Origin of the sequence: Dyella humicola (assembly GCF_026283945.1) — a bacterium.
GTDB lineage: Bacteria > Pseudomonadota > Gammaproteobacteria > Xanthomonadales > Rhodanobacteraceae > Dyella > Dyella humicola.
Genome location: NZ_JAPDPC010000001.1, coordinates 395,288 through 414,069, shown reverse-complemented (window position 1 = coordinate 414,069; position 18,782 = coordinate 395,288). Strand labels below are relative to the sequence as shown.

The 18,782-nt window shown below is 63.8% G+C and carries 14 protein-coding genes; 5 read left to right on the top strand and 9 right to left on the bottom strand.

From position 1 onward, the window contains the following. Positions 1 to 22: 22 nt before the first annotated feature. The 5 genes from OUZ30_RS01760 to OUZ30_RS01740 form a co-directional block, all read right to left on the bottom strand. Positions 23 to 2,359 carry a S9 family peptidase gene (locus OUZ30_RS01760; protein ID WP_266180441.1) on the bottom strand — a complete coding sequence of 779 codons (2,337 nt, stop codon included), beginning with the start codon at positions 2,357 to 2,359 and terminating at the stop codon, positions 23 to 25. Positions 2,360 to 2,477: 118 nt separating this feature from the next. Continuing rightward, positions 2,478 to 2,810 (bottom strand): multidrug/spermidine efflux SMR transporter subunit MdtI, encoded by a 333-nt coding sequence (mdtI, locus tag OUZ30_RS01755; RefSeq protein WP_283255863.1) that lies wholly within the window; start codon positions 2,808 to 2,810, stop codon positions 2,478 to 2,480. Next, a complete protein-coding gene (locus OUZ30_RS01750; RefSeq protein WP_266180440.1) occupies positions 2,800 to 3,228 on the bottom strand; it encodes an SMR family transporter in 429 nt (142 codons plus the stop codon). The genes mdtI and OUZ30_RS01750 overlap by 11 nt, the downstream gene beginning before the upstream one ends. Before the next feature lie 170 nt (positions 3,229 to 3,398). Beyond that, entirely contained in the window at positions 3,399 to 3,767 is a 369-nt protein-coding gene (locus tag OUZ30_RS01745) for a hypothetical protein (protein WP_266180439.1), read from the bottom strand. A 230-nt stretch (positions 3,768 to 3,997) separates the two neighbouring features. Continuing rightward, positions 3,998 to 5,146 (bottom strand): FAD-dependent oxidoreductase, encoded by a 1,149-nt coding sequence (locus OUZ30_RS01740; RefSeq protein ID WP_266180438.1) that lies wholly within the window; start codon positions 5,144 to 5,146, stop codon positions 3,998 to 4,000. Between the two features lie 154 nt (positions 5,147 to 5,300). On the opposite strand from OUZ30_RS01740, the gene OUZ30_RS01735 reads away from it, so the two are divergent. Both OUZ30_RS01735 and OUZ30_RS01730 read left to right on the top strand, forming a co-directional pair. Further along, a complete protein-coding gene (locus tag OUZ30_RS01735) occupies positions 5,301 to 7,343 on the top strand; it encodes an amidohydrolase family protein (RefSeq protein WP_266180437.1) in 2,043 nt (680 codons plus the stop codon). 135 nt (positions 7,344 to 7,478) lie between these two features. Next, positions 7,479 to 8,243, top strand: a complete 765-nt coding sequence (locus tag OUZ30_RS01730) for a bestrophin-like domain (protein WP_266180436.1) — start codon at positions 7,479 to 7,481, stop codon at positions 8,241 to 8,243. A 12-nt stretch (positions 8,244 to 8,255) separates the two neighbouring features. On the opposite strand, the gene OUZ30_RS01725 is transcribed toward OUZ30_RS01730, so the two are convergent. Beyond that, on the bottom strand, positions 8,256 to 9,155 hold the full coding sequence (locus OUZ30_RS01725; protein WP_266180435.1) for a LysR family transcriptional regulator: 900 nt from the start codon (positions 9,153 to 9,155) through the stop codon (positions 8,256 to 8,258). 105 nt (positions 9,156 to 9,260) lie between these two features. On the opposite strand from OUZ30_RS01725, the gene OUZ30_RS01720 reads away from it, so the two are divergent. Together OUZ30_RS01720 and OUZ30_RS01715 are read left to right on the top strand one after the other, a co-directional pair. Further along, positions 9,261 to 10,253: an aldo/keto reductase gene (locus OUZ30_RS01720; RefSeq protein WP_266180434.1), complete on the top strand. Its 993-nt coding sequence runs from the start codon at positions 9,261 to 9,263 to the stop codon at positions 10,251 to 10,253. A 311-nt stretch (positions 10,254 to 10,564) separates the two neighbouring features. Next, positions 10,565 to 11,005 (top strand): hypothetical protein, encoded by a 441-nt coding sequence (locus tag OUZ30_RS01715; RefSeq protein WP_266180433.1) that lies wholly within the window; start codon positions 10,565 to 10,567, stop codon positions 11,003 to 11,005. Between the two features lie 215 nt (positions 11,006 to 11,220). Here the strand turns inward: OUZ30_RS01715 and OUZ30_RS01710 are convergent, their stop codons facing one another. Both OUZ30_RS01710 and OUZ30_RS01705 read right to left on the bottom strand, forming a co-directional pair. Then, on the bottom strand, positions 11,221 to 13,572 hold the full coding sequence (locus OUZ30_RS01710; protein WP_266180432.1) for an ESPR-type extended signal peptide-containing protein: 2,352 nt from the start codon (positions 13,570 to 13,572) through the stop codon (positions 11,221 to 11,223). Positions 13,573 to 13,828: 256 nt separating this feature from the next. Next, positions 13,829 to 16,072 carry a protease pro-enzyme activation domain-containing protein gene (locus tag OUZ30_RS01705; RefSeq protein ID WP_266180430.1) on the bottom strand — a complete coding sequence of 748 codons (2,244 nt, stop codon included), beginning with the start codon at positions 16,070 to 16,072 and terminating at the stop codon, positions 13,829 to 13,831. A gap of 424 nt (positions 16,073 to 16,496) precedes the next feature. Between OUZ30_RS01705 and OUZ30_RS01700 the strand changes: the two genes are divergently transcribed. Then, the gene (locus tag OUZ30_RS01700; protein WP_266180429.1) at positions 16,497 to 17,222 is read left to right on the top strand and encodes a response regulator transcription factor; all 726 of its coding nucleotides are present in this window, start codon (positions 16,497 to 16,499) and stop codon (positions 17,220 to 17,222) included. Here the strand turns inward: OUZ30_RS01700 and OUZ30_RS01695 are convergent. After that, the gene (locus tag OUZ30_RS01695; RefSeq protein WP_266180428.1) at positions 17,175 to 18,644 is read right to left on the bottom strand and encodes a sensor histidine kinase; all 1,470 of its coding nucleotides are present in this window, start codon (positions 18,642 to 18,644) and stop codon (positions 17,175 to 17,177) included. The genes OUZ30_RS01700 and OUZ30_RS01695 overlap by 48 nt on opposite strands. Between the last annotated feature and the right edge of the window lie 138 nt (positions 18,645 to 18,782).

The following is an 18,782-nucleotide window of genomic DNA, read 5'->3' as shown; positions in this document are numbered from 1 at the left end:
GGAGAGGAAGTAGAGCGGCGCTTCAGTCTTTCGGCGGCTTCATCGTGTATTCCTTCGGCGCCGTATCCCCGGCGAGGTTGCGCACGAAGTAGTCCCAACGCTTGCGCATCATGTAGTTCGCAGCAGCACCATAGCCATGATGTGCATTGGGAATCAGCAGCAGGTCGAAGTCCTTGTTGGCCTTGATCAGCGCATCGACCACCAGCAGGGTTTCGTACGGCGGCACATTGTCGTCCATGGTGCCGTGCGCCAGCAGCAGATGGCCCTTGAGGTCGGCGGCGTGGCTCTGGTTGGCCTGGTCGTCATAGTTGCTCTTGCCGTCCTTGTCGGTGACCAGCAGGCCCTGCCACTTCTCGGCCCAGTCGTCTTCGTAGTTGCGGTTGTCGTGGTTGCCGCTCTCGGCAATGCCCACCTTGAAGAAATCTGGATAACGGAACATCGCGTCTGCCGTGGCGTTGCCGCCACCGGAATGGCCCCAGATGCCGACGCGATCGAGATCGATCCACGCGTGCTGTTTGCCCAACGCCTTCAAGGCGGCCACCTGATCAGGCAAGGTGTTGTCGCCGATATTGCCGAAGTACGCGTCATGGAATGACTTGGACCGCCCCGGCGTACCCATGCCGTCGATGGCAACGACAATGAAGCCAAGCTCGGCCAGCGCCTGATGGTCGACACGGGCGGGATTGAAACTGCGCGTGCCCACCGAGCCCGTCTGCGGGCCGGGATAGACGTAGTCGATGATCGGATATTTCTTGTTCGGATCGAAATGCGTTGGCTTGAACATCAGGCCGTATAGCGTGGTCTTGCCGTCGCGTGCCTTCACCGTGAACGGCTCCGGTGGCTGCCAGCCGGTGGCGCTCAGGCGCGTGATATCGGCCCTGGCGATGCCATGCACCACGTGACCATCATCGACGCTGCGCAGCACGGTGATCGACGGTGTGGTTGGCGTGGAATAGGCGTCGGCGAACAGGCGACCGTCGGGCGACAGCGTGATGCTGTGATCGGCCGGCTCCGGCGCCAGCAGGGTCGGCTCACCGCCGTCCAGGCTAACCTTGTAGAACTGCTGGTAGTACGGATCGACGCCTTGCTGGCGGCCCACGCCGCGGAACCACAGCGTGCGCGTCTTGGCATCGAGCTTCAGCACTTCGGTGACATTGCCGTCGCCGGTGGTGATGGCGTGCTTGAGTTTGCCGGTGCCCAAGTCGTAGAGGTAAAGGTTGCCCCAGTTGCTGCGCTCGCTGAACCAGACGACTTCATTGCTTTCCGGCAGATACTGCCAGTTGACCTTGCCGTCGCCGCTTTCGTAATAGGTGGGGACGGTCTCGTCGAACACCGTGCGTACGTCGCCGGTCCTGGCATCGGCGACGCGGAACCAGGCCTGCTTGTGATCGCGCGACGAGGACACGAAGGCTAGCGTGCGCGCGTCCGGCGCCCACTGCACATCGTCCCAGCCGCCTTCGCGGCCGCAGCTCACGTCATCGCACAGGGTGGAGCGATGTTGATCCGCTGGCATCTTCAGGCGCAGCACCTTGCGGCCATCCACGTCGACGATGACACGCTCGATCATGGTCACGTCCTTGTCGCCCACCAGCGGATACTTCCACTTTTCCACCTTGGGATGGCCGACATTGGTGCCGACCAGGACCATGTCACCGGTCTTGCGCTGGTCCTGCTGGAAGGTGGCGATCTGCTTCGAGTCGGGTGACCACACCAGGATGGCTTTGTTGGTGTGCTTCCAGCCGGCGTTGTCGGTGGCGTAGCCGAAGTTCTCCACGCCATCGATGGTGAGCTGGGTTTCCTTGCCGGTGGCCACGTCGCGTACCCACAGGTTCCAGTCGCGCACGAAAGCCTCGCTGCGCTTATCCGGAGAGAGCACGCCGGGCTCGTTGCCGATGCCACTGGCGTCGTCGTCCTTGCCAGCCGTGCACACGGCAGCTTCCTTGAGATCGCACAAGTAGTGCTTACCACGCAGGTTGACGTCGAGTCGGCCATCAGCCATCAGGACGAAGTTGGTGAGGCCAAGCTTGTTTGCATCCACGGGTTTGTCGAGCAATTTGCTCAACGCCTTGGCGAGACGGACCTGATCGAAGGCGGCCCCGGTCTTGCCCGTGGCGGTATCGAATCGCAGGTAGTGATCGCCGCTGGCATCGTGGTCGCGATACCAGAAGTGGTCGTTGTCCAGCCAAGTCACGCTCTGCACCGCGTGGTCGACCAGCGGCGTGGTGTTGTAGCCCACGAAGCGCTCGGCCCTGGCGTAGTCGTCAGCCGTCAGGGCCTTGCCCTGCGCGGCCACACCTGCCGATAGCGTACTCATCACCAACGCGCCGATAAGGCGCGAGCTGCGTGTCGTCAAAACCATGCCAACTCCCCGGATAAATCAATGCATGCAGACGCCTGACCTGGCGCCTACTCTAACCTTTCATCGTAGCGTCGCCGCGGCGCGCGGACCCCTGCCATAGGTCGGGGGCGAGGCAAGCCTAGGCGAACTTCATCAGGTAGACACCGACCATGATGAGTCCCAGGCCCAACCAGCCGGAACGGCGCAGGTGCTCGTGAAATACGGTAATGCCCAATACCGCCGTGGCGACCAGGCCCACGCCACCCCACACGCCGTAAGCCACCGATAGCTGGATCCCTCTGACCGCGAAACTGAGCGCCGTGAACGCCGCCAATGCGCAGGCGATCGCCGCGATGGCGGGGCGCTTGTAGGTGAAACCATGCGAGACCTTCATCAGCACATTCGCGGCGATTTCCAGCACGATGGCGATGGCGAGATAGAGTAGATGGATGGGCGCAAACTCAGGCAGCATGATCGTCCCCCGCGCGTATCGAGGCAGGTGCCTCCTCGGTGCCGCGCTCGAGCAGGACGATGCCGCCAATGATCAGGGCGATGGCCACCAGCTTTACCGGCTTCAGGTCTTCGCTGAACAGCCATGCGCTGCATAGCGTGATCAACACCAGGCCCAGGCTCTCCCACATGCCATACGCCACCGCCAGCGGAATGCGCTTGATGGCCATCGCCAGCGAGGTGTACGAGAGCACCAGCATCACGAACATCACCGCCAAGCCGGCGGCACGCGAACCCTGGTGGGCGCCGTACTTCATCGCCACCGTGCCGATCACCTCGGTGATGATGGCGGCCGCCATGAATAGCCAGTAGCGCACGCTGTTCTCCTGCAGTGGCGTCACCTGCATCGTAGCGCGTGGGCGCGCTGTTTCGCTGCTCAAGCGGTAAACACGGATTTTTGGAGTGCCCCAAAGACAGGGCTTGCCGGGAGAGGATGGAGGTTGGGGGACAGAGGCAGGCGAAGCGTTTCAAAGCATCCGCCTTGAACCACGTTTCTCGCAAGATTGGCCCCTCACCGCAACCCTCCCCCTCAAGGGAGAGGGAGAAGCAATCAGCGCAAATGCAGCCAGTGCAGGTGCACGCCGTTGGCGCGGTCCTCGGCACGAAAGCCTTCGCGGCCTTCGGCCACGATGCCCCACACGCTGCGTATGCTCACGCCCTGCGCTTCGTCGACACGTACGTGTTCGCCCAGCTCCATCGGAAAGCGCGTCTCGATCATCATCACCTGGTCGCGCTCCCACACCAACACGGCTGGACGGGCCGTGGTCGCGCCCCAGCCCATGTGGACTTGTACTTCCTTGGGTGCATAGGTGCCGCGATTGTCGAGCTTCCAGGCTTCGGTTTTGCGCAGCAGGGCTTCCAGGCGCGGGTCGCTCCAGTCCACGCGATTGCCTTTTGATTGATGCTTGTGAGCGTTCATACAGATAGACATCCCATGGGACTGCGTGCAGCCGACCGTCATCCACCGGCGCCTCGTCCATCACCTCGGAGGCCGGCGGGCCGTGTCCGCGCCCATACCGGGCCGCTGGCGACTTGCGGAGAACGGATGGCGCGCGTTCTCCGTTATCGGCCAAGGGCGGTTCGACTTTAGGGGGCGACAAGACCTTGCACTGCGCCGGGTCGATGGCGCCACGGATCGCGTGGAATGGCCTAGGGACGAGTCTTCAGGGGATGATCGAGGCCGCCAACCGTCCGCAGCATCAGCTGCCGTGCCAGCGTCAGGTGGGCGGCCAGAGGCACCACTTCATCGCGCACCCGGCGTAGCCAGGTGGGCCGCCCATGCACCAGACGGGTAATCGCGCCGATTCGCCGTACCACGGCCTTGTGCACGGCGTGTCGAAGCACGGCATAGTCGTGCAATCGCGTCATATCGCCAGCCAGCGCATCGGCGGCGCAGTCGGCATAGACGTACGCATCCTCGATGCCCAGGTTCATGCCACGCGCACCGATCGGCGAATGAATATGCGCCGCGTCGCCACCGAGCGCGACACGACCTAGCGCCGCCTTCGAGGCCACGCGGTGCCCGATATGGAATTGCGACGTCCAGGCAACCGGCCCCAAGGTGCTCGTACGGCGCAAGGCCGCGAGCGGGTCGTCGCCATTGCCGATCACACGCCAGAGTCCGGCCTGCAATCGCAGCAAGAAGATGAAACCATCCGGCTCGAACATGATGTGAGCGTGCCAGGGGTCGAGCGGCGTTTCCAGCTGCAAATCCCACAGTTTCCAGGGCTCGGGAAGGTCGCTTCCGGCGAACTCGAGCCCGAGCGCAAGGCGCGTCGTACTTCGCGCGCCGTCGGCACCCAGCAGCAGCTGGCTTTTCACTTCTTCCGTATGGCCGTCCATGTGGACGAGTGTCGATGTCACTTGCCGCTCGTCTTGCACCAGCGATTTCAGACTGACTCCGCGCTCGACATTCACCCCTTGCGCATGCAAGGCGTCGGTCAGCAGCGTCTCGGTCCGCGCCTGTGGCAACACCGTCATGGCGCGTGGCGCGCCAAGCGTCGTCGGCAGATCGAACGAGAGGATCTCCTTGTCCCCCTGGTGCAGGGTGGCGCCCCTCGCCGACCAGCCTTGCGTCACGATACGGTCCGATACACCCGTGTCCTGCAGCATGTCGAGCGTGCGGCTGTTGACGGCCAGCGCCTTGGAATTGACGGAAGGCAGCGGCGCGGAATCGACGATGCGCACGGCGACGCCGCGCCGCGCGAGAAACAGGGCCGCCGCCAGACCGGTAGGGCCGGCGCCGGCAATCAAGACGGCCGCGTTGGTGGCGCTCTGAATGTCGTTCGGCAGGCCCATTGGTGTAACGCCAGGCTTTGTCCCGCCGTAGTGTGCCGCCAACGAACGTTGCCCCGACGTCAACGCCGCCTATGCCATCAGACACCCCCAGGTCGCACTTCTACCCGGATCGCCACTCACCCATACTCAGCGCGAACCCATCGGAGGCTTTCCCATGCGCGCCCCGCTCGCCGTGTTCGCCTTGTGTTTCGCCCTGCCCTGTCTCGCCGGCACATCCACGCCCACCGAGCAGCTCGCCACTCCACCTTCCAACGCACAGCACTTCACCATCGTGTCGACGGCCGGCAAGCACGGCACCTCGGCCCGCTGGACCGCCGCTGATGGCACCCGTATGGGCCGCGAAAGCATGGTGCTGCGCGGCCAGGTATTCGAGATGGATAGCGCGGCCACCACGGGTGGCGATGGCATGTTCAACCACGTCATCATTCGCGGCCACATCCCGCAAGGCGATGCCGCGGAGACGTTCGCGGTGAAAGACGGCACCGCCATATGGAAGAGCCAGGTGGATGCGGGCTCCGCCCCTTACAAGGCAGCCGCCGAATACGTGAGCTTTGGCGGACCGATGGACCTCACCGCCGACATGCTCGAAAAGTTGCTGATGTCGCCCAGCAAGTCGATGGCGTTGCTGCCAGGTGGCCAGGCACATGCCGAAGAACTCACCACCGCCACCATCGGCGATGGCGCCAACAAGAAGAAAGTGACGGCTTATGCAATCACCGGCGTCGCCAACACGCCGATTCCCGTGTGGGCTGATGCGTCGGGCAAGTTCTTCGCCTTCGTCAACGGACTGTCCTGGATGCCGGTCGGCTACGAAAGTGCGCAGCCTGTGCTTGAGAAGGCCCAGTCCGATGCCATGGCGCTGAGCTCGAAGGCGCTGGTACCCAAGCTGCTCAAGACGCCAACAGGCCCGGTGGCTTTCACCAACGTGCGCGCCTTTCTCGACGGCACTCATTTTGCGGATGGCCAGACTGTGCTTGTCGACAAGGGTGTGATCACCCAGGTCGGAGCTGCCGCGTCGGTCAGCGTGCCAAAGAATGCGCAGATCATCGACGGCAAGGGCAAGACGCTGGTTCCCGGTTTGTGGGATTCGCACCAGCATGTGCCCGACGATGCCGCCGGCCCGATGCTGCTGTCACTCGGCATTACCTCCGTACGTGACCCCGGCAATATCAACGAACTCACCATGGCGCGCGCGGCACGTCGCGCGAAGGGCGAACTGCTGAGCCCGAAGGTCTATCCGTCCTCGCTGATCGATGGCAAGGGCCCCAATACCGCCCAGGTAGCCAGCGTGGCTACGTCTCAGGACGAAGCACTGGCACTCGTACGCAAGGCCAAGGCGGATGGCTTCGATGCGATCAAGATCTATGGCACCTTCAATCCGGCCTGGGTAAGCGCCACCGCGGCGGAAGCACATCGGCTCGGACTGCATGTGCATGGGCACCTTCCCGCCGGCATGCGACCCAACGAGGCGATCGCTGATGGCTACGACGAAATCACCCACATCTACTTCGTGATGATGCAGGCGATGCCCGATGCCGTGGTGAAGGTATCCAACGGCATGGCGCGCTTTGAAGGCCCGGGCCGCTATGCGAAGGATGTCGATCTCACCAAGGACCCGATGAAGTCGCTGATCGCCAGCATGGCGCAGCGCAAGATCACGTCGGACCCGACCCTGGTCGTGGCCGAAAGCCTGTTCGTACCGGAAAATGGCGATCTCTCGCCGGCTTACGCACCCTTTGTGGGTACCTTGCCGCCAGCGGTCGAGCGCGGCTTTCGCCAAGGTGGTTTCGCGGTGCCGAAGGATCTGACCCGCGCCGACTATCGCGCCAGCTTTGCCAAATTGCAGGCCCTGGTGGCGGCCATGCATAAAGCCGGGGTGCCGATCGTGGCCGGCACCGATGGTTCGGGACTGGAACTGGTGCGCGAGCTTGAACTCTACGTGCAGGCCGGCTTCACCAACGAAGAAGCGCTGGCCAGCGCCACCGTCGAGACCGCGCATCTGGTTGGCGCTGACCAGCACACGGGCAGCATCCAGATCGGCAAGTCGGCCGATCTTGTGCTGGTCGACGGCAACCCGGCGGTGAATATCGGGGACCTGCGCCATACCGATGTCGTGATGATGGAAGGCAAGCTGATGGACGCCGGTGCCCTGCGCACGGCCGGCGGTATCAGCAAGCGTCCGGCGTACCAGGATTAATCGGCACCGGCATATCCCAGGAGCAGCCACTCGACGCGGCCCAGCCGCAGTGGCAATGTTTGCGCAAGGCCGGAAAAGCATTCCCGGCCTTGCGCTTACGCAGGATCCGGGCTGGGTCCGCTGGGGAGGGTGTCCATGGCACAGCATCTGCTGATCTTCCTGCTCATTTTCATCAGCGTGTTCGGCTGCGCGTTAGTTGGCATGCATATGCGCACCCGCCTGCCCGATCACCACCTCGATGAAGAGTCGGCCACCGCGATCAAACTTGCCACCGGCCTTATTGCCACCATCGCCGCCCTGGTGCTGGGCCTGTTGATCTCCTCGGCCAAGAGTTCGTTTGACACGGTCAGTGGCGATCTGGAGCGCAACGCGGTCAACATCATTCGACTGGATCGCACGCTGGCGCAATACGGGCCCGAGGTGCAGTCACTGCGCCAGCAGCTCAAGCACAATTACGGCGTCTGGATCGAACTGCTGGCGTCCGGCAATTCGACCACGCTGGCCACGCTGGACAGCCCACAGGTACTCAACCACATCAGCGATTTCCAGCGCCGGCTGGCCGAACTGACGCCAACCAGCGCGAACCAGCGACAGCTGCAGGAGCGCGCACTGGATATTTCCGACGAAGTGTTCTCTGCACGCTGGCTGGCGTTGATGCAAAAAAGCGGCGCCATTCCGATGACCTTGCTGATCGTGCTGGTGTCGTGGCTGTGCGTGATCTTCGGCACCTTCGGCTTGCTTGCACCACGCAACGGCACCGTGATGTTCTTTTTCCTGTTGTGCGCGTTGTCCGCGTCGGGCGCCATCTTCGTGATCCTGGAGATGGATACACCGCTTACCGGTATCGTCAAAGTGTCAGTGACGCCGATGCGCGAGGCGCTTTCGCAATTGGGACAGTGAGGGCTGGTGGGATCAGCGGATGCCGCGTAGCTGTTCGGCGACCCAGTCGATGAACACGCGCAGCCGCAAGGGCAGTTGGCGTTGCGAAGCAAAGACCACGCTTATCGGCATCGAGGGCGGCGGCATGCCGGGCAGCAGCGCCACCAGGCTGCCTCGGGCGAGCTGATCGACAATCCGATAGGCAGGCAGCTGGGCGATACCCAAGCCGGCCTCGCAGCAGCTGAGATAGGCATGCGCGCCATTGACCGTGACCAGGGACGGAAGCATCACTTCGCGCATCCGCTTGCCGACCATGAATTCGAGCGGCGTCACGCGACGCGTCGTTGGCGAAGCCCAGTTGACCGCCACGTGGCCGTCCTGCAGCTCCGCCAACGTCAGCGGAATGCCTAGTCGACGCACATAATCGGCACTGGCCACGGTGACCTGGGACAGCGTGGCAACGCGACGCGCCACCAGGCTCGAATCGGAAAGTTCGCCGGCGCGCAGGACGCAGTCCACGCCCTCCTGCACCAGATCGATGAAGCGGTCGCTGGTGCTGATCTCCAGCTCGATCTGCGGATAGCGCGCAAAGAAGTCCGGCAAGGCGGGGATCAGGATCGTGCCTGCTGCCGTCGAGGGCAGGTCCACGCGCAATTTGCCCTTTGGCACCGAGGCGGCTTCGCGAAAGTCGGCCTCCACCGCATCGAGGTCGGCCAGCAGGCGCACGCAGTGGTTGTAGTACACCTCGCCGTCGCGGGTGGGCCGCACGCTACGCGTCGTTCGCTGCAGCAGGTGCGCGCCCACGCGCTCCTCCAGCCGCTTGATGGTGTGGGTCAGGGTGGCGCGCGGCAGGCTCAGGTCGTCGGCAGCGCGGGTGAAACTGCCCAGTTCCACGATCCGCGTGAATACCCGCATGGCTTGCAGTCGGTCCATGGTGATTGTTGGCAATTTCGGCAACAGATATGGCGATTATTGATCATTTATCCGAACGCCGTCATGACTAATGATGTTCGCCACCCCCCAACGCGAGCCTCTTCCATGCGAACACGACAGTTAGGAAAGAATGGTCCTCTCGTATCCGCCCTCGGCCTCGGCTGCATGGGCATGAGCGAATTTTACGGTGCGCGCGATGACGCCGAATCCATCGCCACCATCCATCACGCGCTGGAGCGTGGCATCAACCTGCTCGATACCGCCGACGTGTATGGCCCCTTCACCAATGAGGTTTTGGTGGGCAAGGCCGTTCACGACCGTCGCGACCAGGCCTTTGTCGCCACCAAGTTCGGCATCGTGCGTGACCTCAATGATCCGTCCAAGCGCGGCGTCAACGGCAGCCCTGAATACGTACGCGCGTCCTGCGACGCCAGCCTCAAACGTTTGGGGCTGGATCATATCGACCTGTATTACCAGCACCGCGTGGATACGCGCGTACCGATCGAGGAAACCGTCGGCGCCATGGCTGAGCTGGTAAAGGCGGGCAAGGTGCGCTACCTGGGCCTGTCCGAAGCCTCGGGCGCGACGCTGGAACGTGCCAGCAAGGTGCACCCCATCGCCGCGCTGCAGGTGGAGTACTCGCTGTGGACGCGTGATCCTGAAGAGAACGGCATGCTCGACGCCTGCCGCCGTCTGGGCGTGAACTTGGTGGCTTACTCTCCGCTGGGTCGTGGCTTCCTCACTGGCGCCTTTGCCAGCCCCGACGACTTCGCCGAGGACGACTACCGCCGCCACTCGCCGCGTTTCCAGGGCGAAAACTTTGCGCACAATCTGCAACTGGTGGACGAAGTGAAAGCGCTTGCCGCAGACAAGGGCTGCACGCCTGCGCAGTTGGCGCTGGCCTGGGTGCTGGCGCAGGACAAGGGCCTGATCGGCATTCCCGGCACCAGGCGCCGCGACCGCCTGGATGAAAACATTAGCGCGCTCGATGTCACGCTCAATGCAGCAGAATTGAGGGCGATCGACGCCATCTTTCCGCTCGACGCTGCGGCCGGCACGCGCTACCACGCAACGATGATGCACATGGTCAACATTTGATCCGTCTTTCGAGGCCCACCTCGCCGTCAAGCCGGTAGTGACGGCGAGACTACCGGCGACGCCGACTCAACTGTCGTTGCGATCGCCTTGGTCCTCTCACTCGTTGAGCGGCCGAAGTCATACCCAGAAGCCTTCAGGGCGATCTCTAGACTCACGTGCAACACCCTCAACGAATCGCTTCATGCGACACTCCATCGACTGCGTGAGCCTTGGGTAGCCCCGCTGCGTTGCGTGGCGTTTTCACAGGGCCGCCACCCATGAGCGGCGCCAGCCGCGGGTCGATCCTCTCCTAAGCTGGAGGTATCAACGACATGAATAGCGTCAGCACCGTCCGGCTCTACTTGCTGAGGGCTATGTACCTGCTCATCGCGGCAGGCCTGGCGACTACCGTGTGGCCACATATCATCTCGCCGCCGGATTTGGTGGCCGGGCCAAAATCGGTCATCCGCGCGCTGCTAGGCGCACTGGCCGTCATGTCCGTGCTTGGCCTTCGTTATCCGCTGCAAATGCTTCCGCTGCTGCTCTTCGAACTGCTTTGGAAGGTCATTTGGGTGGTCGCGTCTGCCGTGCCCATGTGGCTAGGGCCCGGCCTGGATGCGTATGCGTCCGAAACACTGTTTGCCTGCCTGATGGGCGTCGTGCTCGTGCCGATCGTGATCCCTTGGGGCTACGTCAGCCAACGTTATATCTGGGCCGCGGGCGATCCCTGGCTTCGTCGAGCCTCGGAACGTTCCCAGCAAGGTCCCGCCTAGCCCCTCCATCGAGAGGGCAGCCAGGCGTCACCGGCGAATATCGCCATGGAACAAGCAAAGCGTAGCTGGGGCCTTCAGCCGCTTGATCGTAGCCGGCAACGTAGCCGGCAAGTTGGAGCCGACGATTCGTCGCCTCCGACCAGATCGCTGATGTCGCGACTCGCGACACCGGTCGGCAGGGCAAAGCCATGCCGACCGGTGCGCGTTACCAGCACTTACAGATCTACACCGAAGCCCGCACCGACGGATGTCTGTGAACCACTGGCTGTGGCGCCCACGCTGACGTGCATGCGGCTACCCAGCGGTGCCGCATAGCCCACCGAGATCGCCGAGCGGCCCGACTGTTCGCCCACGCCTGCCGCAATGCGGCCGTTGCCGGTGGCGCCTGCCGCATTGATGGCCATCTGGGTCGAAGCGGCGCCCATCGCGCCCGTTTCATCGATGCGCTTGTTGACCTGCTGGAACTGGTCGTTCATCTGGTTCTGCAGGTTGGACAGGCTTTGCACGTTGCCGAGTGCGGAATCGGTATAGGCCTTGGCCGCCGAGAGCGTCTGCTGTGCGTTGGTATCGGTGTAGCTCTTGGCCGTTGCCAGGGCCGCGTTGAGCTGACCGACGTTGGTCGCATCCGTGGCGTTTACACCGGCGGCCACATTGGTGATCTGTCGCTGGTTGGTAGCTGTGCCGACGGACACCGTGTTGGCGACATTGGCGACCGAGCCCTGGCCCAGGGCCACGGCATTGGCGGCCGTCACCGATGAGCCCTGACCGATGGCCGTACCCGAGGCAGCCGTCACCGACGCACTCTCACCGACGGCGACCGCATTCGTTGCCGTCGCGGCGATCACGGTGTTCGCACCGACGGCCGTGCTGCCATCCGCCTGCACCTGCGCCTTGCCGCCCAGCGCGGTGTCGTTCGGGCCGGCAGCGAAACTGCTGGCACCGACGGCCACGCCGTTGCTACCTGCCGCACTGCCGCCGGTCGCAGCGCCATTGCCGATGGCCACGCCGCCCGAACCGGCCACCACGGACGCGCCATTGCTGCCGTCGACCGCGATGGTGTTCGGCATGGCAGCAGCGCCGCCCGAAGGTAGCGCACTGATCTCGTTGCTCAGGGTGGTGAAGTCGAGGTTGAGCTGTCCCAGGTTGACGGCGTCGGTAGCGCTAACCCCAGCCGCCACACCGTGGATCATCGTACCGCCCGCGCCACCCAGTGTGAGATCACTCTTGCTGGCGGTGTTGTAGCTCACGGCCAGAGGATTAGCGGAACCACCGCCGGCGGCGACGGCCGCGTCGAGCTGGCTGAGGTTCACGGCGTCGGTCGCCTGCGTGCCGGCCGCGACATTGGTGATCTGGCGCTCTGCGCCCGCGGCGCCTACCGAGACGCTATTGTCCCGATCTGCCAGCGAACCCGTGCCCAAGGCGACGCTGTTGTTGCCCGTCGCCGTCGCACCGGTACCGACGGCAACCGATTGCGCTCCGGTCGCGCTAGCCAATGCACCCAAGGCGATGGAATTGTCGGTAGCGGCACTCGATCCAGCACCAATGGCCACCGACTGCGTACCCACGGCATTAGCGCCGATGCCCATGGCGACGACATAGTCGCCGGCGGCGTTGGCGCCGATGCCCACCACCGTATCACCTGTGCCTGTTGCCTGGGCTACCGCGCCAACCACGGTGCCATCGTCACCGATGGCAGCCGCCTGGTTGCCTACGGCCACGGTGTAATCACCAAGGGCCTGCGAGGCTGTACCCACTGCGACAGCAAAATTGGTGCCTGTCGCATTGGCGCTGTTACCAATCGCGACGTTGTTCTGGTTGGAAGCGGTGGCCGCCACGCCGATAGCAGTGGCGCCGTGCGCGGTGGCCAGAGCGCCCGGGCCCACCGCCGTAGCGTAGTCGCCGGTCGCCGCTGCCGCCTGCGGATTACCGGAGATGTCGAAGTCCTTGGGGTTGCCATTGGCGTCGACGATAAAGCCGCCGATGGCCACGCTGCTCAGGCCCGTGGCCCGGGCGTTGGCGCCGATAGCGGTCGTGTTGAAATTCGCGGCGCCGGCACTGTAGCCGACGGCGGTGGCGTAGTTGTTGCCCGTGGTGGCACTGTGACCGAAGGCGGAGGAGCCGATACCCGCGGCGAACGCATTGCCGCCGACCGCTGTGGTGTAGTCATCGAGCGCGAAGCTGTTGTAGCCCATCGCCGTGCTTTCCGTACCCATGGCCGTGCTCAGCGCGCCGGCCGCCACGCTATTGGTACCAAGGGACAACGCGTCGTCGCTGCCGTCGCCGGCGCCGTCCGCCGAGAAATACGGATCCGCGGGATTCGAAACCTGTGGCGTAGCGACGACCTGCGCGACCGGCTTGGTCGTCGTGGCTTGCGTCGTACCTACCAGCTGTGGTGTCGCGTTGTCCGCCGCGAAGGCCGGTGTCATGGCGGCGACCAGCGTCACGGCCGCGATGCAGGCACGCACGCGCCTGGCGTTCGCGCCCTTGCCGGCCGCCTTGGCGAATTCGCTGGCGACCACCAGCATGCCAAGTGACTGGTTCCAGATCTTGCTGTGAATCGTGTTCATTGCCCTTCCCCGAAAGATGGATTCGCGGCGCGGCATCATCGTGTCGCGCGGATGCGCGGCGACGGATGTCATGCACCTTGAAAGAGGACGTATGGACGTCCATGGAGTAATCGAAACGGGCCGCCACCGCGCTGCATGGGCCAAAACCATCGGCCACCAGCAACGGCGGCAACCAGCGTGCGTATGTGCGTCGTGCGGTGAGCAGGCTCATGGCGATCCCCACGAACCTGCCCTCCTCCCGTCAGCCGCCTTACGCTCAGTACACGCCGAGCACGCTGACGCCGGTAAATACGCTCGGGCTGGTTACGGTGATGAAGTACTTGCCCGCGACCGGGTTGCGGACCGTTACCGACTCGGTGTTGGTGCTGGGATGCGCCGACACATAGTCATAACCGGAAGCGCCGGCCGCGCTGCCACGCTTCACATACAGGCTTACATCGCCGCTGCCGCCGGACGTGCGCACGGTGAAGCTCGCCGTACCATTGGGCACTACAAGCGTGAATTGCTGGCTGGAGCCGGCCGGGCCCTGCGTGGTGACCGCCACGTCATCGGTCAACGCAATGGGTGCAGCCGGCGGTGGCGCGGTCGTCGGCGGCACGTTGGTGTTGCCCCAGGTGTAGGCCAGCGCATTGAACTTGCTGATATCGAGCGAGCCGAAGCCGGTGGTCTTGTCCCAGCCCGTGCCGGCGTTATAGCCGTAGGTCGTACCGGCATAAGTCACGCCGTTGTTGCCCGAGGTCACGTCATGCAACACGGCCGGGTTGCTCGGGAAGTCCCGGTACATGAAGCTGGCCGGGAAACCGATCGAGTTGTTGGCATAGGTCTGCGCGCGGGCGAACACACCGACGAAGATCGGCGACGCCAAACTGGTGCCACCCACCGAATAGCGCTGGCCACCAATGATGATCTGGGCGCCGGTAACCGACGAGGCGTCGTACGCGATGTCCGGAATCTGGCGATTGCTGGCGCCAAGCGTGGTCTGCTGCCAGGTCGGAGCCGTCTCGAAAAGACTAGTGCCGCCGCCGGTCGCCCAGATGCGATTGTTGCCATCGCCAGCGTCCTCGACGCCATCGTTCCAGGCCACTTCACCAGCCCAGGCGCCGCTGTTGGTACTCAGCTTGGTGCCCCCGACGGCGATCACGTTCGGCGATGACGCCGGTTCGCTGACGGAATACGTACTCAGACTGAAGGGTGCCGGCAACACTACGCCCGCATTCGTCTCGAATTCACCGTTGGTAGTGAGATAGACGCCCTGATCGCCCGAGGACACCGAAAACGTCTGCCCTTGCAGCGCCGCCTGCGCGAAGATCGCATCGTCCGCCTGCTGGGTACCCGACTGATTGGCGCCGGTTTCGTCTTCGCCAAGCGAGACATTGATCACCTTGGCCAGATTGTCGACCACCGCCTGGTTGTAGGCGGCGGTAATGCCCGCATCGGTCAGCTCTTCGTCGGCCGGGCCGCCCTTGCCGTTGGCCGCCGCGTAGAAGATCAGCTGCTTGACCCCGCCCGACGTGCCGGTGATGGACTGTGAGTCCAGGTTCCATTCCACGTCCGAGCTGGAGTCGTCGGAAAAGTCGACCGCACTGCCGAGGGTGACCGGGACGACCTTCACGTTGACTGGGTTCATCGCCGCAGCGCTGGTCATCAGGGCCAGGTCGCTTTCCGTCTGCGACATGTCGCCCCAGGTGATGATACCTACCGTGGTGTTGAATGCGGTTGGCGTAGTGGCCGCGTCATAGATGCCCGGGAACTCGGTGGGCGAGTGCGTCACGTTTGACACGGCCTGTGTCGCGGCAACCTGCGTACCCACCTTCGGGCCGAGATAGCTGAGCGTGTGCTTGGTGCTGACGTTCTGCAGGCCCACCACCGATCCTACGATGCCGCTCAGTGCCTGCGGCACCATCACATCGGCATCGTTGCCGAAGTGCTGCTTGCCGTTGTGGGTGTACGTCTTCATGGTGGTGTTGAACGCGGTGCCGACCGTGCTGGCATTACCGTCGGCATATACCAGCGTGTTGTTCGCAGACACGCTGATATGGGTAAAGCCAGACTGCTGCAGATGCGCCACGACTGCCTGCACCTGCGCGTCGGTCGGCGCATAGGCGGCCTTGAATTGCTCGGGGGTGAGGAACTTGCCATAGGCGGCGTTGCCAGGCGTATTGATGCTCTTGATCAGCACCTGCATCTGCGAGGTATTGCGCAGGTTGAGGCTCACGGCCACGTGCAGCACCTTGGTGCTTTCCAGCGGTGACACGAGCTCCTTGACCTGCGGCTTGCCATGCACATTGAGCACGTAGTGGGTGCTCGTGGTGGCAGGCGCGCCCGCGACGGCCGAGTTCGCCGACAGCGTCTTCAACAGGGCGGCATGACTTGCGGTAGGAGCCCACGTGGTCGCCGCATGGGCCGACAACGGACTCAGGACAAGCGCGAGTGCCATGGGTAGCAGCGCCTTGCGGCAGGCATGCGAGCCCGCCTTCAACACACGAGTACAACTGGACATCTTCGTTCCCCGGGTATGCGAGGCCAACGTCACACCTTGCATGCGCGTGGACCCCAAATCGAATAGCGCGCCTAGAAGGCGCATGGTCAAGCTCGCTGGCTAACGACGATCCCGAGAACCCCGCACTCCGCGTGGCGGAGCACCCCCTGGTTTGCAGCGGCAACACGCTAGCCGGACGACAGCTTGAAATCAGCTTCGACCAACCGCGCTGCACAAAACACGCACCCACACCCACCCTTCCTCACGCTTGCTCACCGACCACACCCAGCCGCACCTCCGGAACTGCACCGGTGCAAGCAATCGCGGGGAAATCACCGGGAAATTGTGCAAATCCGCTTGACGCAGTGGATACTGCGCACCGAGAGTGTCAGCCCTTTCCACACCACCGCAGCACCCAGGCCGCATGAACAACGGAAACCCGAAGATGGTCGCTCGAACGCCAAACCGCGCGTGGCGCATTGGCGTGCTGGAAGACGATGCACAACTGCGTGAAGGCATCATCATTCCCGGCTTGCGCTATTTCGGTTTCGAGGTGGCGGGCGCCGCATCCGCGGCCGAACTGTACCGCCACATGCTGAGCCAGCGCTTCGACATGGTGGTGCTCGATATCGGCCTGCCTGACGAGGATGGGCTTACCGTCGTCAAGCATCTGCGCGAGGTGTCCAACCTCGGCATCGTCATGCTTACCGGCAACACCGGCATGGACGACCATGTCAGTGCACTGACCAACGGCGCCGATGCGTTCCTCAACAAACCGGTGAACATCGAAGTGCTCGCAGCCACGTTGCATAGCGTGGCGCGCCGCCTTGCCGCAGGACCGAGCGCGGGCCATCTCGCCACGCCTTTTGGTGGCTCAGGTCATTGGCGACTGGATACCGACGACTGGTGCCTGGTGACGCCAGCCGGCCAGGCCTTGCCGCTGACGGCCCCCGAGCGTTGCATCCTGCGCATCCTGATGGCCGTGCGAGGCGAGCCGGTGTCACGCGAGCGACTGATCGGCGCGCTCACGTCCGACATCTACGAATTCGATCCGCACCGCCTGGAAATGATGGTGCATCGACTGCGCCGCAAGGCGCAGGACGCAGCGGGCCAGCCGTTGCCGTTATTGACCTCGCGTGGCCAGGGCTATTTGTTCGCCAGCGACGCTTGAAGACGCTGCTGCATGCTTGATGGCGTCACGCGGCGCATCGTCGACCTTGCCTAGCGACGGCAGGCGGATTCGGAAGCGCGTACCCACTTGTGGCGCGCTGGAAACATCGATCTGACCACAGGCGGCCTCGACCATGCTGGCGACCACGGCGAGCCCCAAGCCGGTGCCGCGACCAAACGGCTTGGTCGTGTAGAAAGGCTCGAATACCTTGGCGCGCACCTCATCGGTCATGCCGACGCCGGTATCCGCCAGGGTGAGCTGCAGGGCAGGTTCCGCCTCGAGCCGTTCGAGCGTCATGCTGAAACGGCCGCCGTCCGGCATGGCGTCGCGAGCATTTGCGGCGATATTCAGCACCATCAATTCGAGCTGACCGCGATCGAGGTGAACCAGCATCTCGTGCGCTTGCAGCTGCAAGTCCAGCTGGATGTAGCGCCCCAGCAGTTGGCGCAGCATCGGCTGCAGCTCAGTGAGCGCAGCAGCCGCGTCGAACACCTGGGTGGCGCCTACGTCCTCGCGACTGAAGTTGAGCAACTTGCGACTGACGGTCAGCGCCCGCAGCGCGGCGAGCTCGATGCCTTCCAGCGCGTTGAGCAAGGCCGGCGTGCCAAGGTCGGCCAGCTGCTCGCGTTGCGAGGCATAGCCCAGCACCACGCTGAGCACGTTGTCGAAATCATGCGCGACGCCGCTGGCCGCGCGACCGATGGCGTCGAGCTTCTGCGAATGGATCAACTGCTGCTGCGTGCGTTCGCGCTCCTCCATCTCCCGTTTGAGGAGTTCATTGCTGCGGGCGAGCGCCTCACCGCGTTGTAGCGCTTCGGCCAGCATGGTGCGCAGCGCGCGCGTGGTGCTGTCGATGGCGAAGGTGACCAGCAGATAAGCCGGCACCAGCATCGGCAGTGTGTGCAGCGCATCCGAGACGCTGAGCTCTGGCCCGGGCACCCACAGCGCGTCCCCCAGTTGGCCAAGCGCGAACATGCTGATAATGGCCATATAGACGGCCCAAAGCGTGCGGCGCCCAAGCATGATGCCCGCCACCGCCAGCAGCAAAGTGGGCGTGGGATCCGGCGGCGCATGGCGATAACCGGAGGACATGTAATCCGCTACCAGGGACAGCAGGGAAACCCAGAGAAACAACTGGATGCCGCGATGAAAATGGCCACGCCGGATCACCACCACGCCACCGAAGGCGGCCAGCGTGACCACAACGTCGGTAGTGAGATCGGTGATCTGATCGAGCGTCCAGACTGACGGCAACGCGATAGCCGGTTCCCTCAGCGTGAAATAGACGCGACTGAACACCGACGCCAGGCCGAAGCCGATCATCAATAGCTGGATAAAGCGTGCGTTGAGGCGATCGACCGGGTTGTCCGTAGGTGCCCGATCCAGCCATTCCCGCACCGCTCGTAGTCCTGGAATGGTCATGCTGTGGGCCCCGGAAAACTGCGACTTGCCCGCCCATTCTTCCCTGCGCGAGCGCCGTGATCAAGCACAAGGTCGGTGAGGTTGGAGAGCCTCGTGCTCGACGTGCGCGAGCGTGCGTGACTTGCCCCCAGGCGTCGC